Below are 14,380 nucleotides of genomic sequence, written 5' to 3'. Positions count from 1 at the left end.
CGCCGGCCGCTTCGCGGTCCTGGACACCGGGGCCCGTCGAGAAAAAACTTGGCTGGCTATCGGGGCGGCGGCCCGGGTGTGGCGCAGCGGATTCACTCCTGCGTCGGATGGTGTTGGTGGGGAGTGAGGGGTGGCCCTTCGGGCCACTTACCATCCACAGGAAGGACGCCGTTCGCTCACCGCGAAAAGCGTGTCTGAACAGGGAAAATAGATAGTCAGCAGGGCGCGCGAGGCGTAGAATCAGACCCATCACAACACACCTCTGGGAGGAGGGCAGGCGATGAGTCTCGGCCGCGACATCAACCACTGGGGAACCAACCCGGGCGACGCGATCGACGCTGCCCTGACCGCCATCGAAACCGCCCTCCAAGAACTCCTCTCGAGCGACCCCGCCTATTGGCGCACCAGTCAGAAGAAGGACCTGCTCGAACGGCTGGAGAAACTCCAAGCGATGCAGGCCGCCCTGAAACTGCGGGCCCTCGCATCTGCCGGTGACATCGCGGAGGAGACCGGGGCGAAGGATGTCTCGGGGTGGCTGCAGACCGAGTTGCTGGTCGACAAGGGGGTGGCCCGTTCCCAGATCAAACTCGCCACCAGTGTCGCCAAGTACGACCTCGTGGCTGCCGGCCTGGCCGAGGGGGTGGTGTCCCAAGACAAAGCGAGGGTGATCACCCGCGCGCTCGATGCGGTCGAGGCCGACCCCGCCGCCAGTGGTGAGCACCTGACCCTGGCGGAGAAGCTGCTGGTCGACTATGCCACCTGGATGACCGCCAACGAGCTCAAGAACGCCGGACGCCGCATCCTGGCCGAGATCGACCCCGCCCGGTTCGAAGAAGCCGAGGCCAAAGCCCTCCAGCGCGAAGAAGAACACGCCGCACGGCGCACCTTCTTCTCCGCTCGCGACAACGGTGACGGCACCATCGACCTCCACGCCAGGGTCTCCCGCGCCGTCGGCATCCGGTTGCGCACCATCTTGGACTCGTTGGCGCAGCCCCGGAAGCTGTCCGCGGAGAACAAGGGCCGCAAAGCCCCCTACGACCGGCTCCTGGGCCAGGCCTTCGCCCGCGTGATCGAGACCTACGACGTCGACCTGTTGCCGCGCCATGGCGGTCACGGCACGACGGTGTTCATCACGATGAGTGTGGAGGACCTCCGCAAGGACCTCGGCACCGCAGCGTTGGGGTTCGACGACGAGAAGATCACCGCGGCCGAGGCCCGCCGGATGGCGTGCAACGCCGACCTCGTTCCGGTCGTCCTCGGCACCGACTCCGAGATCCTCGACCTCGGCCGCACCGCCCGCCTCGCCCACCCGATCCAACACCGAGCCCTCCGGTTACGCGACAAGGGCTGCCAAGCCGAAGACTGCGACGCCCCCGCCGCCTGGACCGAAGCGCATCACCTGAAACCGTGGTCCGAAGGCGGCCAAACCAACCTCGCCAACATGGTCCTGCTGTGTCCCAGCGACCATCACCGCATCCACGACGCCGACTACACCTATGAGCGGCTCCCCGACGGGCAGATCCGGTTCACCCGGCGCACCCGAACCGGCTGACCCGGTCGGGCCGGTACCGCCGCGCCTGCATGCCTCCGAGCCCGTCACACGACCATCGCTGGGCTGTGCCTGCGCCTGTCGGGTTGTGCCGCTCAGCCGGGTGGCCTACCCGTGGCCTGTAGGTATCGCGGACGGGGCTGATCAAACTCGTGGCGCCTGCTGGTGCCGCCTGCTGGTGCCGCCTGCTGGTGCCGCGGTGTGCCCAGCACTGCCTGCCGGTGCGCGGCGTGCCGCTGCCGACTGTTGGGTCCTGCCCACGATCCTGCGCCACCTGACCGGGTCCCGTCTGCCCATGCGGGCTGGTGATCCCTGCCGGCCTGCCCTGTTGGCTGATGATCCTGTCCCCGGCCTGCGCAGACAGCCCGTTCGGGGTTGCTTGGCCAGCAGGGGTTGAGGCAGCCTCGGCTCCCGCGCCAGGGTCACCGCGGCCCGCCCACGGCCCAGCTTGTGAAGCCTTCACAAGGTGTCATCGTCTTGTAAAAGCACATGCACACGCCAGGCCGCCAGGACTCCTCGACCCACGACTCCCAGGCCCGTACAAAACCCGAAAAACTCTGCGCCAAACCCCGCCGCCGACCCGATAACCAGCCAAAATTCTCGACGGCTCCCGGTGTCCAGGACCGCGAACGGCCGGCGAAGCCGGCGGCCGCAGGCCGTCCTTGACTCCGGGAACCGGCGAGAACACCCTCCGTAACGGGTCGGCGGCCACCAGCCCAACGAGACACCCCAACCCCGAAAAGACACCCTTCTCCAACCCAGCCAACGATCCAGCCCGAAAAGCCGCCAGAAGCACCGCCAAGCGCTATCGCACACCCTCCTCGCCCGCGGCGATAGTGCATGGGCAACCCGCACCGACCGTGGCACCATCGAGACATGGCCGTACCGGACGTGCTGCGTCCCTACGTCACGTCATTGATCGCCTATGACGTGGACTTCGGGGTGCCGGGGATGCACCGGGGGATGCCGTCGACCGAGGTGACGTTCGTGCTGCCGGTCGACGATCCACTGGTGACCTCGTGGGGGAGCGGGAGCGAGCCGGTGACGGCGTGGTCGCTGGTCTCGGGGCTGCACACCCGTCCGGCGGCGATCCATCATCAGGGCTACCAGCGGGGTGTACAGCTGGGGCTGACGACCGCGGGGGTGCGGGCGCTGTTCGGGATGCCGGCGGCGGCGTGGCGTGGCGAGCTCCTGGCCCTCGACGAGGTCGCGGCACCCGGAGGCGTACGTCATCTTCCTGAGCAGCTGGCCGAGGCCGACCCGCGCACGTGGGAGCGAGTGGTGGTCGCCGGCCTGGTCGCCGCGCTGGCGCGGCACGGCGAACCCGGGCCCAGGGCGGAGGTGGGTCGTGCGCTCGCGCTGCTGACCGGGGGAGCGGGGGTGCAGGAGGTGGCCGACGACGTCGGTTACAGCCGCCGGCGGATCAGCGACCTGGTGCGCGCGGAGACCGGGGTGGCGCCGAAGCAGTTCCAGCGACTGGCCCGATTCGACCGCTCCCGCGGTCTCGTCGGCCGGATGCCGCTGGCCCGGGCGGCGACGGCCTGTGGCTACGCCGACCAGGCGCACCTGACCCGCGAGTGGCAGGAGTTCGCCGGGTGTACGCCGACGACCTGGCTGCGGGAGGAGTTCCCATTCGTTCAAGACCTGGCCGACGCTTCGGCGGTTGACTCGGGTGCATGAGCACTGAGCAGAAGTTCGACGTAGCGAAGATCAAGTACTGGCAGTCGATGGCGTTCCAGGACGCCGAGGCGATGATGACGTGGCTGAGCGCAATCGGCTTCGTCGAGCACTCCACCTACCGCGAGGGCGGCATCGTGGTCCACGCCGAGTGGCTCTGGCCGGCCGGGGGAGGGCTGATGTTCGGGCAGGTACGCGAGGACGACGCCATCAAGTCGACCGGAGGCTCCTCGGCGTACCTGATCGACGAGGACCCCGACGCCGTCTTCGACAAGGCGGTCGCCGCCGGCGCCACCGTGGACCGGCCGATGATCGACCAGGACTACGGCGGCAGGGGCGGCACCGTCCTCGATCCGGAGGGCAACTCCTGGTCCTTCGGCAGCTACCAACCCTCCTGATCGCCAGGCGATATCGCACACCCTGGTCGCCGGCCGCGATAGCGCACCACAGCCGCTGAGACGAGGAGGCTCGAGCCATACCGACCCTTTAGCCTTGGAGGCATGACACAGACCGGGGGAGCAGGGGAAGGGCTGTCGACTCTGACCGGCCCGGTCGAGATCGTCGGAGTGGGGCTGCTCGGCACCTCGGTCGCCCTCGCCTGCGCCGCCGCCGGCCTCGACGTACTGCTGAGCGACTCGGTCGCCAGCCACGTACGCACCGCGACCGGCCTCGGCGCCGGCCGCCGCCGCAAGCCCGGCGACACGCCGCAGCTGGTGGTCGTCGCCGTCCCGCCGGCGCACCTCGGTGAGGTCATCACCCGAGCTCTCGCCGACAGCCCCGACGCCGTCGTGACCGACGTCGGCAGCGTGAAGGCGTCGCCGCTGGCCTACGTGCGCGAGCACGGCCCCGCGGACGTACACCGCTACGTCGGCGGTCACCCGATGGCCGGCAGTGAGCGCTCCGGGCCGCTGGCCGCGACCGCGGCACTGTTCGAAGGCCGGCCCTGGGCGGTGACCCCGCATGCCGAGGCCGACCCCGAGGCGACCCGGCTCGTCGGCGAGCTCGCCACGCTGTGCGGCGCGGTGCCGCTCACCCTCAGCCCCGAGGACCACGACCAGGCGGTCGCCCGCACCTCGCACGTGCCGCACCTGATGGCCGCGCTGGTGGCCGGCCGCCTCGCGGTGGCACCGGAGGGCCATCTCGGCCTCAGCGGCCAAGGGGTACGCGACGTGACCCGCGTGGCCGCCGGTGACCCGGGCCTCTACGGCCAGATCGTGGCCGGCAACGCCCGCGCGGTGACCGACCTGCTGACCGAGGTGCGCGCCCAGCTCGACGAGATGATCGCGGCGGTCGGCACCGGCGACGCGGCCGCCCTGGACGTACTCCTCAAGGAGGGGCAGGCCGGCACCCGCGCCATCCCCGGCAAGCACGGCCGGCCGCAGACCGCGCAGGCGAGCGTCTACGTCACGGTGCCCGACGAGCCCGGCAACCTGGCCCGGCTCTTCGCCGATGCGGGGGAGAGCGGTGTCAACATCGAGGACGTACGCATCGACCACGACCCCGGCCGCCCGGTCGGTGTCATGGAGCTGATCGTGGCCGCCGACGCCGCCGACCGGATGCAGGCGGTTCTGGAGTCCCGGGGTTGGGTCGCTCACCGGTAGGCTCCCGCCCGTGAGCAGCAGCAATCCCACCACTGGCCCCGCACGCATCGTCATCGCCGTCGACGGCACCTCCGGCTCCGGAAAGTCGAGCACCTCGCGCGGTGTCGCAGACCGCCTGGGCATGCGCTTCCTCGACACCGGTGCGATGTACCGCGCGATGACCTGGTGGATGCTCAGCAACGACGTCGACGTGCACGACGCGGACGCGGTCGCCGCCGCGGCCGGCAAGCCGGTGATCGCCTCGGGCACCGACCCGCTCGCCCCGACGATCGCCCTCGACGGGGCCGACGTCTCGGTCGAGATCCGCAGCGACCGGGTCAACGCGGCGGTCTCCCCGGTCGCCACCGTCCCCGAGGTCCGCGCCCGCCTGATCGCGCTCCAGCAGCAGGAGATCCGCGATGCGCTCGCCGCCGGCTCCGGCATCGTGGTCGAGGGCCGTGACATCGGCACCGCGGTCTGGCCCGAGGCCGACCTGAAGCTGTACGTCACCGCCGACCCCGCCGCCCGCGCCGCGCGCCGCGCCGCGGAGGAGGGCGGCACCGACGCGGAGGCCGTTCGCGCATCGCTGGAGAACCGCGACAAGATCGACTCCACCAAGGGAGGTGCGGCGGTGCCGGAGGGCGCCACCCACCTCGACACGACGCCCTACACGCTGGAGGAGGTCATCCAGCAGGTGATCGAGCTGGCGCAGAAGGCGGGGGAGTGAGAGACCTTCCACACACGGATGGAGTCGAGCACCCCACCCGCTGGCCGCTCTATCACCTCAACGTCTACGCCCGGTGGCTCATCCGGCGCCGGTTCGACGTCCGGCTGCACGAGACCGCCAACATCCCCGTGACCGGGCCGGTCGTGTTCGCCTCCAACCACATCGGGATCATCGACGGCCCGCTGCTGGCGATCTTCACGCCGCGTCCGGTGCACGCGCTGACCAAGCTGGAGATGTTCGAACACTGGTTCCTCGGGCCGTTCCTCCGCTGGGCCGGCCAGATCCCGCTCTACCGGTTCGGCAGCGACCCGGCGGCGGTGAAGACTGCACTGCGGGTGCTGCGCGAGGGCAACGCGATGGGGATCTATCCCGAAGGCACCCGGGGCGCCGGCAACCTGGCCCACTTCAACCGCGGGGCCGCCTATCTGGCCCTGGCCTCGGGTGCTCCGGTGGTGCCGGTGACGATGCTCGGCAGCCGTGATCCGGGTGGCGGGGTTTCCTCGCTACCGCACAAAGGTGCTCGGATCGACATCGTCTATGGCGAGCCTTTCCACGTGGAGCGCGTAGGCTGGCCGCGTACCAGGGAACAAGTCGGGCATGTCTCGGGTTTGCTCCAGAAGCACATGCAGGTCCAACAGGACCATGCCTTGGCGTTGACCGGTCGCGAACTGCCCGGTCCGCTACCTACCGAGGAGAACGATGACTGACCCCGACGTGTCGTACGAAGACGTGCGAGACGAGCTCAACGAGACCGACGAGACCCCGACCGGCCCGCTGCCGGTGCTGGCGGTCGTCGGCCGCCCGAACGTCGGGAAGTCGACCCTCGTCAACCGGATCATCGGCCGCCGCGAGGCGGTCGTCCAGGACGTACCCGGCGTGACCCGTGACCGGGTCTCCTACGACGCCGACTGGAACGGCAAGGCGTTCACGCTGGTCGACACCGGCGGCTGGGACCCCGACGCCCAGGGCCTGGCCGAGCGGATCGCGGCCCAGGCCGAGATCGCGGTCTCCCTGGCCGACGCGGTCCTCTTCGTGGTCGACGCGACCGTCGGCATCACCGACGCCGACGAGGCCGTCGTACGCATCCTGCGCAAGTCCGGCAAGCCGGTCGTCCTGGCCGCCAACAAGGTCGACGACCTGCGCACCGAGGCCGAGGCGGCCGCGCTGTGGAACCTCGGGCTCGGCGAGCCGTGGCCGGTCTCCGCGCTGCACGGTCGCGGCTCGGGCGACATGCTCGATGCGATCCTCGCGGTGCTCCCCGACCCGCCGCCGCTCCCCGAGGGCACCGAGATCGGTGGCCCGCGCCGGATCGCGCTGGTCGGCAAGCCCAACGTCGGCAAGTCGAGCCTGCTCAACAAGCTGGCCAAGGAGGAGCGGGCGGTCGTCGACAACGTCGCCGGCACCACCGTCGACCCGGTCGACGAGCTGATCGAGCTCGGCGGCCGCGAGTGGCGTTTCATCGACACCGCCGGGATCCGCAAGCGGGTCAAGGAGGCCTCGGGTCACGAGTACTACGCCTCCCTGCGCACCACGACGGCCATCGACCGTGCCGAGGTGGCCGTGCTCGTCCTCGACGGCGGGGAGAAGATCTCCGAACAGGACATCCGCATCCTGCAGACCGTCCGCGAGGCCGGCCGCGCGCTGGTGATCGCGTTCAACAAGTGGGACCTCGTCGACGAGGAGCGTCGCTGGCAGCTCGACCGCGAGATCGAGCGCGATCTGGTCCAGGTGCAGTGGGCCCCGCGGATCAACGTCACCGCCCGCACCGGCTGGCACGTCGACCGCCTGGTCCCGGCGCTCGACAAGGCCCTGGAGGGCTGGGAGACGCGGATCGGCACCGGCGCGCTCAACTCCTTCCTCGGTCGCCTCGTCGCCGAGCACCCGCACCCGGTCCGGTCCGGCAAGCAGCCGAAGATCCTCTTCGGCACCCAGCCCTCGACCGCGCCGCCGACGTTCGTGCTGTTCACCAGCGGCAAGCTCGAGGCCTCCTACGAGCGCTTCATCGAGCGCCGTCTGCGCGAGGAGTTCGGCTTCGCCGGCACCCCGATCGTGCTCCAGCAGCGGGTCCGGGAGAAGCGCAAGCGCTAGACCGAGTCCGGGGTGGGCGGCTGGTGGCCGTCCACCCCGGCCTGTACCCAGCCGTTGTTGGCGGCGTGCCAGCCGAGCTGCATCCGGGTCTCCACGCCGGCCAGGTCGAGCAGCGCCCGCACCCGGCGCTGGACGGTACGCAGCGACGTACCGAGCTGTTTGGCGACGGCCTGGTCGGTGAGCCCGGCGAGCAGCAGACCGAGGACCTGCGCGTCCTCGTCGTCGACCTGGTGGGCGACGTCGCCGGTGAGCCCTGAGGTGCCCACCAGCATCGGGGTCGCCTGGTCCCAGACGTTCTCGAAGAGCGCGATCAGCGCGTCGAGCAGGGTGCTCTCCCGGACCAGCAGCGCACCGACGACGTCGCCGGAGGAGGTCAGCGGCATCAGGGCGAGCCGCCGGTCGACGATGATCAGCTTGAGCGGCACCTGGTCGGCGAAGCGGACCTCCTCGCCCGCATCGGTCGCCTCGATCGCCTCGTCGACCGTCACGTCGTGGCTCTCGAGCATGCTGCGCTCCACGACGACGCGATAGAGCACGCCGCGCGCGACGGCCTTGTTCTCGGCCGAGTTCTCCTGGCTGGAGGTCACGATCACCGGCGGGCGGACGAACGCGTCGACCCGCTCGCGGGCACCGAGCTGGACCTGCTCGAAACGGTGCCGGACGGCGTCCTCGCCGTGGATGACGTCGACCACGTCCGTGGGTCCGCGGCCGGCCGCGGCCACCCGGTAGGCCTCGTCGAGGCGGCTGAGCTCGATCTCGGCATGCCGCACCTCGTCCTGCTGGCGGGCGAGCAGTGCGCCGAGGGCGATCGCGGGCGGAGCGGCAGCGAAGCGCCGCTCGTCGCCGGTGATCCGAGCGGCCAGCCCGTACTCCTCGAGTCGGCGCAACAGCAGATGCGCCTCTCCCGGAGAGGTCCCGAAGGCGCTGAGAGCGGCCGCGAACTCGGCGGCGGTGGCAGAGGGCATGGTGATGAGCTCGCCGTAGGCGAGGGTCTCATCCGGGGTCAGACCGAGCACGTCGCCGAGCATGTCACTTCTGCGACAGGCAAGGGTCGTTCCACCGCTGACGGAGGCTCGCCATGCCGTAAAACCGCCACGCCATCGCTCTTGTCGCCTGTCGCGCCGCATTGACAAGGTCCATCTCCATGAGACCCCCAACCAGATCCGGCCGCCCGGCCGCCACCAGGGCCGTCGCGGCTGCAGCTGCCGCGACTGCCCTGGTCGCGACCATGGCCACCAGTGCGCACGCGACCCCAGGCACCAACCCCTCGCCTGAGGCCCCCCAGACCGACGCCGGCCGCACCACGGCCGGCACCGCTCCTCGTACGCCCGCTCTCGAGGACGGCCGGACCACGATCACCCTCGTGACCGGCGACGTCATCGACGTGACCGCGACCGACGACGGCGTCCTGACCCTCGGGCTCGACTCCGCCGCCGGCGCCATCGAGACCCAGCAGGTGGGCGACCACCTCTACGCGATCCCCACCGCCGCCAAGCCCTACCTGGCCGCGGGCACCCTTGACCGCCGGCTGTTCGACGTCACCGCGCTCCTCGAGATGCACTACGACGACGAGACGGTCGACGCCACTCCGCTGATCCTGGAGCAGGCCTCGACCCGCGCCAAGGCGGCGAAGCTGCCGGGGGCCGAGCGTACGCTCGACCTTCCCAGCATCGACGCCGACGCGGTCGCGGTGAGCAAGAAGAAGGCGCCCGAGTTCTGGTCGGCGGTGGCCAAGGGCGGCACGGCCACGCGCTCGGCGGGTACTGCCGGGAAGCTCGGCGGTGGTGTCGAGAAGATCTGGCTCGACGGCAAGGCCGAGACGACCCTGGACCACAGCACCGCGCAGATCGGGGCACCCGAGGCGTGGGCCGCGGGCTTCGAGGGCAAGGGCGCGACGGTCGCGGTCCTCGACACCGGCATCGACGCCACCCATCCGGACGTGGCCGACCAGATCGACGAGGCACGGTCCTTCGTCCCCGACGAGGAGGCGACCAACGACGTGCACGGTCACGGCACCCACGTCGCCTCCACCGTCCTGGGCACCGGCTCCGCCAGCGAGGGCCTCTACAAGGGCGTCGCTCCCGGCGCCGACCTGCTGGTCGGCAAGGTGCTCGACAACGGCGGCTACGGCCAGGACTCCTGGATCATCGCGGGCATGGAGTGGGGCGCGGCCAACGCCGACATCGTCTCCATGAGCCTCGGCGACTCCAGCCTCAACGACGGCACTGACCCGATGGCGCAGGCGCTCAACGCGCTGAGCGAGCAGACCGGCGCGCTGTTCGTCGTCGCGGCCGGCAACAGCTACGCCGAGGGCTCCCTCGGCAGCCCCGGCACCGCTGACGCCGCCCTCACCGTCGGCGCGGTCGACGACCAGGACGTACGCGCCGACTTCTCCAGCTACGGCCCGCGGGTCGGCGACCACGCGATCAAGCCCGACCTGACCGCGCCCGGCGTCGACATCGTCGCGGCCCGATCGCAGCAGTCCTCCGGCCAGGGCTGGTACCGGTCGATGAGCGGCACCTCGATGGCCACCCCGCACGTCGCGGGAGCCGCCGCGATCCTCAAGGGCGCCCACCCGGACCTCGCCGGTGAGCAGCTCAAGACGGCGCTGGTCTCCTCGGCCGCGGACATCGACGCACCGGCGTACGAGGTCGGCACCGGCCGTCTCGACGTGCCCGCGGCGCTCGACGGCGTCGACGGGTCCGGCGACGGGTTCCTCGGGTTCTACGGCTGGCCGCACGACGGCGACGAGCCCGCCAGCAGCACCGTGACCTACACCAACTCCACCGACGCCGAGGTGACGCTCGCCCTGAGCACCGATGTCACCGGGCCGGACGGCAAGGCGAGCGACCTCGTCTCGCTCTCCGCCGACCAGGTCGTGGTCCCGGCCGGCGGCAGCGCCGAGGTCACCATCACGGCCGACGCCGACGACGCCTCGCTCACCGGCAAGTACAGCGGTGCCGTCGTCGCCACCGATGCCTCCGGCGAGATCAGCGTGCGCACCGCGACCGCGCTGGTCAAGGAGGAGGAGCGCTACGGCCTCGACATCACCGCGCTCGACCGGTCCGGCGAGCCCGCCTCCGGCTACGTCGACTTCTACCGCTACGGCGACCAGTTCGTCAGCAGCCTGCCGATCGACCCGGCCACCGGCACGGTGGCGACCCAGCGCCTGCAGCCCGGGACGTACTCGGCCACGGCGTTCCTCGACGTCGCGGGCTCGAAGGGACCCGGCTCGACCGGTGTAGCCCTGGTCGGTGACCCGCAGGTCGTCGTCACCGACAAGGACCAGTCGCTCGTGCTCGACGCCCGCAGGGCCGACGAGCTCACCCTGAAGACACCGAAGGACAGCGACGTCGCCTACCGCCGGTTCCAGTTCTTCAACGACTCCGGCATCGGCGGTCTCTACGCGACCTTCGGCGCCACCTACGCCGTGCCGGTCGCTGTCGACTCCTTCTACGCCGAGGCCGGCGGCCCGGTCAAGAGTGCCGAGTTCGACTTCGCCGTACGCTGGCGGGCCACCGAGCCGGCTCTCGACGTGACGGCGCGGAGCTCGCGTCCGTTCGCCTTCGAGCCGACCTACCAGCTCGGCTCGGCCAGGCTCGACGGCCGCGTCTCCCTGAAGGCCGTCGCCGCAGGCAAGGGCACGAGCGCCGACTACGAGGGCCTCGACGCCAAGGGCCGTGCCGTCCTGGTGACCAGGGACGACGCCGTCACCGCCGAGGAGCGGGAGGCCGCCGCCCAGGCTGCCGGCGCCGCTCTGCTCGTGGTCGTCAACGACCGTCCGGGCCCGCTGGTCGACTACGTCACCCAGGGTGACCTGCCCGTCGTCTCGCTGCGGTCGGATCAGGGCGAGAAGCTCGTGGCCGCCGCCCGGAAGGGCACGGTGAGCCTGGAGGGCAAGGCCGTGGAGTTCCCGAGCTATCTCTACGACATCTCCAAGAGCTGGCCCGGCGAGATCCCGGCCGAGCTTGCGCTGGCCCCGACCACGCGACAGCTCGCCACGGTGGAGAGCCGCTACAACGACACCGAGCAGCGCCTCGCCGTCGACGACCGTGCCGACTGCCGCGACTACCAGTGGCCGCCGTGCCTCAGCGTCCGGGCGCTCCAGCCCACGGCGACGGACCGGACCGACTACGTCTCCACATACGACAACGTCACCTGGTACGAGAACGTCGACCACGAGAGCACCTGGGAGCAGCGCGGCGTACGTCAGGCCTACAAGCCCCGCAGCACCACCGTGCGCAACTGGTTCGCGCCGGTGACGGCGCCGCGCACGGGCGACGGCTACTGGGGCCCGCGACACAGCGGCGACTGGTTCGCGGTCAACGTCGCCCACGCCAGCGGGCCCGCCGGGATCACCGGTGGGTTCCCTTGGGGCGAGACCCCCGTCGAGGCGCGCCTCTACCGGGGCGACACGCTCATCCGAAAGAACATCGGTCAGGCGGTCCAGACGAGCGTCCCCGTGGCCGAGGGGCCGCAGACGTACCGGTTCGAGATCGACACCGACGCTGGCGACGGCAACGCCCACCGCTACTCGACCAGCACGCGTACGTCCTGGACCTTCGTCGCTGACCAGGCCGATCCGGTCCCGGACGGTGAGGCCGGTACGCCGCTGCCCTTGCTCCAGCTCGACTACGACGTGGACACGGCGCTGGACGGCACGGTGCGTGCCGGTGCCGAGGTCCCGTTCGCGGTGGTGCCCTACCCGGTGCCCGGTGCCGAACGGGCCGGCACGGTGAAGGGGGCCACGCTGGAGGTCAGCTACGACGGCGGCGCGACCTGGACCGCGGTGAAGCTGCGCAAGGACGGTGACCGCTGGGAGACGCGCCTGCGCATCCCCGCGCGCGGTGCCGACCTGGTCTCGCTCCGGGCCACCGCCCGCGACGACGCCGGCAACACGGTGACCCAGAAGGTCGTCTCGGCCTTCGGGGTCAAGCGCTAGCAGGAAAGAGTTCGGGCCCGCAGGTCACCGGTGGTGACCTGCGGGCCCGACGTACGTCTTCGGGAAGGGTTCAGGCGGCAGAGCCGTCCGCGGCCACCGAGGGGACCTTGACCTCGAGGCGCTCCAGCACACCCTCGTACAGCTTGGTCAGGGTGGCCACCTCCTCGGGGGTGAAGGCGTCGAACATGACGTGCCGGATCAGCTTCACGTGCTCGGGAGCGGCGGCCTCGATGGCCTCGAGCCCCGCCGGGGTCAGGTCGACGAAGGCGCCACGCCGGTCATCGAGGCACTCGCGACGCTCGACGAGCCCGCGCGCGGCCATCCGCATCACCTGGCGTGAGAGCCGGCTCTTCTCCCACTGGAGCTTGTCGCCGAGCTCGTACATCCGCAGCGAGCGGTCGGGGACGTCGGTCAGGTTGACCAGGACGTCGTAGTCGGCGAGGGAGAGACCGTTCTTGGCCTGGAGGTCGCGGTTCATCCGCGAGGTGAGCTGTGCGTTGACGGCGAGCCAGGCACGCCACGCGACCTGCTCGTCGTTGCTGAGCCACTTGACCTCATCCATGAGGTACACCTTACCGAGTCGTAGCTTGTGCTTTCAGCACCGGCGCCCACCAGCAGCAACTGTTGACGCAGAAACTAGACTGGGTCTGAGACGTCTTGGCATGAGGAGAGCACGATGAGCATCGACATGGACTTCATCACGAAGGACCGTGAGCGGATCAAGAAGGAGTACCTCTGCGAGGAGGGCGTCCGCCCCGCCAGCACGGCCCGCGGCATCCATCACGCCGCGCTGCTCTCCTCGGACGTACGCAGGTCGATCGACTTCTACCAGGGGCTCCTGGAGTTCCCGCTGACCGAGATCTTCGAGAACCGCGACTACGCCGGCTCCGACCACTTCTTCTTCGACGTCGGGGCGGGCAACCTGCTGGCCTTCTTCACCCTGCCCGGGCTCGACCTGGGGGAGTACGCCGAGGTGCTCGGCGGGCTGCACCACATCGCGATCTCGGTGACCACGGAGAAGTGGGACTACCTGCGCGCCAAGCTCGACGACGCCGGGATCGACTACCTGGTCGAGTCCAAGTCGTCGATCTACTTCCGGGGTCCCGACGGCGAGCGGCTCGAGCTCCTCGCCGACCCGCTGGGGGAGATGTACGGCACCAAGGTGCTCTGACACCTAGGTTCGGCCGGGAGGGGCGTCGACCCCGTCCCGGCCGCGCTCAGGGACGGTCGAACGGGTCCTCGGGCACCTCGAGTTCGAGCTGCTCGGCGTAGACCTGCTCCTCGGCCCGCCGGTCGGCCAGCCACGCGGTCAGCGCCACCACGACCAGCTGCGAGCGGGACTCCGCGGCCATCTCGTGGACCATGGCATCGAGCACGTCGACGTTCGTCGCCAGCAGGCGCAGGGGCATCGTGACGTACGGGTCCTCGAGCCGTTTCGGCTGCGGGACGGTGCGCAGGAAGGTGCCGTCGGAGACGGGCCTGGTCTTCTCGCGCAGCGCGGCCTGGTGGGCACGCAGGAGGACGGGGAGCCGGGGTCGGGTCGCCGCGACGGCGTCGAGCATGACGTCGACCAGCGAGCGCGGGACCTCCTGGCTGTAGGTCTTCCACTGCGCCGCCAGGGATGCCGGCACGGAGAGGCTGATCGCCTGCACCGGCATCCCTTGGCGCCGCCCGGCGCCCTCACGCTTCGACTTCGTGCGGTGGGCCGGGGTGCCCTTGCGTGAGATCGGGTCGAGCTTGGGGGTGGGGTCGGACGGGGCTGTGTTGGATGGGGCTGTGTTGGATGGGGAAGGGGTATCCGACACGGTGAGCTCCTG

The 14,380-nt window shown here is 70.6% G+C and carries 12 protein-coding genes; 9 read left to right on the top strand and 3 right to left on the bottom strand.

The annotated features are described in order from the left end of the window. Positions 1–280: 280 nt before the first annotated feature. From ACZ6WN_RS15970 to der, 7 genes are all read left to right on the top strand, one after another. Positions 281–1,552, top strand: coding sequence for an HNH endonuclease signature motif containing protein (locus tag ACZ6WN_RS15970; RefSeq protein ID WP_465865837.1), 1,272 nt, complete (start codon positions 281–283; stop codon positions 1,550–1,552). Positions 1,553–2,425: 873 nt separating this feature from the next. Then, positions 2,426–3,229, top strand: a complete 804-nt coding sequence (locus ACZ6WN_RS15965; RefSeq protein WP_465865836.1) for a helix-turn-helix domain-containing protein — start codon at positions 2,426–2,428, stop codon at positions 3,227–3,229. Further along, entirely contained in the window at positions 3,226–3,624 is a 399-nt protein-coding gene (locus tag ACZ6WN_RS15960; RefSeq protein WP_465865834.1) for a VOC family protein, read from the top strand. The genes ACZ6WN_RS15965 and ACZ6WN_RS15960 overlap by 4 nt, the downstream gene beginning before the upstream one ends. 102 nt (positions 3,625–3,726) lie before the next feature. Next, positions 3,727–4,827: a prephenate dehydrogenase gene (locus ACZ6WN_RS15955; RefSeq protein WP_465865833.1), complete on the top strand. Its 1,101-nt coding sequence runs from the start codon at positions 3,727–3,729 to the stop codon at positions 4,825–4,827. Positions 4,828–4,837: 10 nt separating this feature from the next. After that, a complete protein-coding gene (gene cmk, locus ACZ6WN_RS15950; RefSeq protein WP_465865832.1) occupies positions 4,838–5,533 on the top strand; it encodes a (d)CMP kinase in 696 nt (231 codons plus the stop codon). Beyond that, a complete protein-coding gene (locus tag ACZ6WN_RS15945; protein WP_465865831.1) occupies positions 5,530–6,240 on the top strand; it encodes a lysophospholipid acyltransferase family protein in 711 nt (236 codons plus the stop codon). The genes cmk and ACZ6WN_RS15945 overlap by 4 nt, the downstream gene beginning before the upstream one ends. Continuing rightward, complete coding sequence (der, locus tag ACZ6WN_RS15940; protein WP_465865829.1) at positions 6,233–7,621, top strand: ribosome biogenesis GTPase Der; 1,389 nt, start codon at positions 6,233–6,235, stop codon at positions 7,619–7,621. The genes ACZ6WN_RS15945 and der overlap by 8 nt, the downstream gene beginning before the upstream one ends. On the opposite strand, the gene ACZ6WN_RS15935 is transcribed toward der, so the two are convergent. Next, entirely contained in the window at positions 7,618–8,649 is a 1,032-nt protein-coding gene (locus tag ACZ6WN_RS15935; protein WP_465865827.1) for a hypothetical protein, read from the bottom strand. The genes der and ACZ6WN_RS15935 overlap by 4 nt on opposite strands. Before the next feature lie 116 nt (positions 8,650–8,765). Between ACZ6WN_RS15935 and ACZ6WN_RS15930 the strand changes: the two genes are divergently transcribed. Next, the gene (locus ACZ6WN_RS15930) at positions 8,766–12,563 is read left to right on the top strand and encodes a S8 family serine peptidase (RefSeq protein WP_465865826.1); all 3,798 of its coding nucleotides are present in this window, start codon (positions 8,766–8,768) and stop codon (positions 12,561–12,563) included. 70 nt (positions 12,564–12,633) lie between these two features. Here ACZ6WN_RS15930 and ACZ6WN_RS15925 read toward each other — a convergent pair whose 3' ends face one another. Further along, complete coding sequence (locus ACZ6WN_RS15925; protein WP_465865824.1) at positions 12,634–13,125, bottom strand: MarR family winged helix-turn-helix transcriptional regulator; 492 nt, start codon at positions 13,123–13,125, stop codon at positions 12,634–12,636. Between the two features lie 114 nt (positions 13,126–13,239). Between ACZ6WN_RS15925 and ACZ6WN_RS15920 the strand changes: the two genes are divergently transcribed. Further along, a complete protein-coding gene (locus tag ACZ6WN_RS15920; RefSeq protein ID WP_465865823.1) occupies positions 13,240–13,734 on the top strand; it encodes a VOC family protein in 495 nt (164 codons plus the stop codon). A 46-nt stretch (positions 13,735–13,780) separates the two neighbouring features. On the opposite strand, the gene ACZ6WN_RS15915 is transcribed toward ACZ6WN_RS15920, so the two are convergent. Beyond that, entirely contained in the window at positions 13,781–14,215 is a 435-nt protein-coding gene (locus ACZ6WN_RS15915) for a hypothetical protein (protein ID WP_465865822.1), read from the bottom strand. Positions 14,216–14,380: the final 165 nt, after the last annotated feature.

Source organism: Nocardioides sp. NPDC054178 (assembly GCF_055585005.1).
This window is presented reverse-complemented; position numbering and strand designations above follow the sequence as displayed.

Excerpts from the sequence above, each read along its gene's own strand:
- ACZ6WN_RS15970 (WP_465865837.1), top strand. The coding sequence starts at position 281 with ATGAGTCTCGGCCGCGACATCAACCACTGGGGAACCAACCCGGGCGAC.
- ACZ6WN_RS15965 (WP_465865836.1), top strand. The coding sequence starts at position 2,426 with ATGGCCGTACCGGACGTGCTGCGTCCCTACGTCACGTCATTGATCGCC.
- ACZ6WN_RS15960 (WP_465865834.1), top strand. The coding sequence starts at position 3,226 with ATGAGCACTGAGCAGAAGTTCGACGTAGCGAAGATCAAGTACTGGCAG.
- ACZ6WN_RS15955 (WP_465865833.1), top strand. The coding sequence starts at position 3,727 with ATGACACAGACCGGGGGAGCAGGGGAAGGGCTGTCGACTCTGACCGGC.
- der (WP_465865829.1), top strand. The coding sequence starts at position 6,233 with ATGACTGACCCCGACGTGTCGTACGAAGACGTGCGAGACGAGCTCAAC.
- ACZ6WN_RS15935 (WP_465865827.1), bottom strand. The coding sequence starts at position 8,649 with ATGCTCGGCGACGTGCTCGGTCTGACCCCGGATGAGACCCTCGCCTAC.
- ACZ6WN_RS15930 (WP_465865826.1), top strand. The coding sequence starts at position 8,766 with ATGAGACCCCCAACCAGATCCGGCCGCCCGGCCGCCACCAGGGCCGTC.
- ACZ6WN_RS15925 (WP_465865824.1), bottom strand. The coding sequence starts at position 13,125 with ATGGATGAGGTCAAGTGGCTCAGCAACGACGAGCAGGTCGCGTGGCGT.
- ACZ6WN_RS15920 (WP_465865823.1), top strand. The coding sequence starts at position 13,240 with ATGAGCATCGACATGGACTTCATCACGAAGGACCGTGAGCGGATCAAG.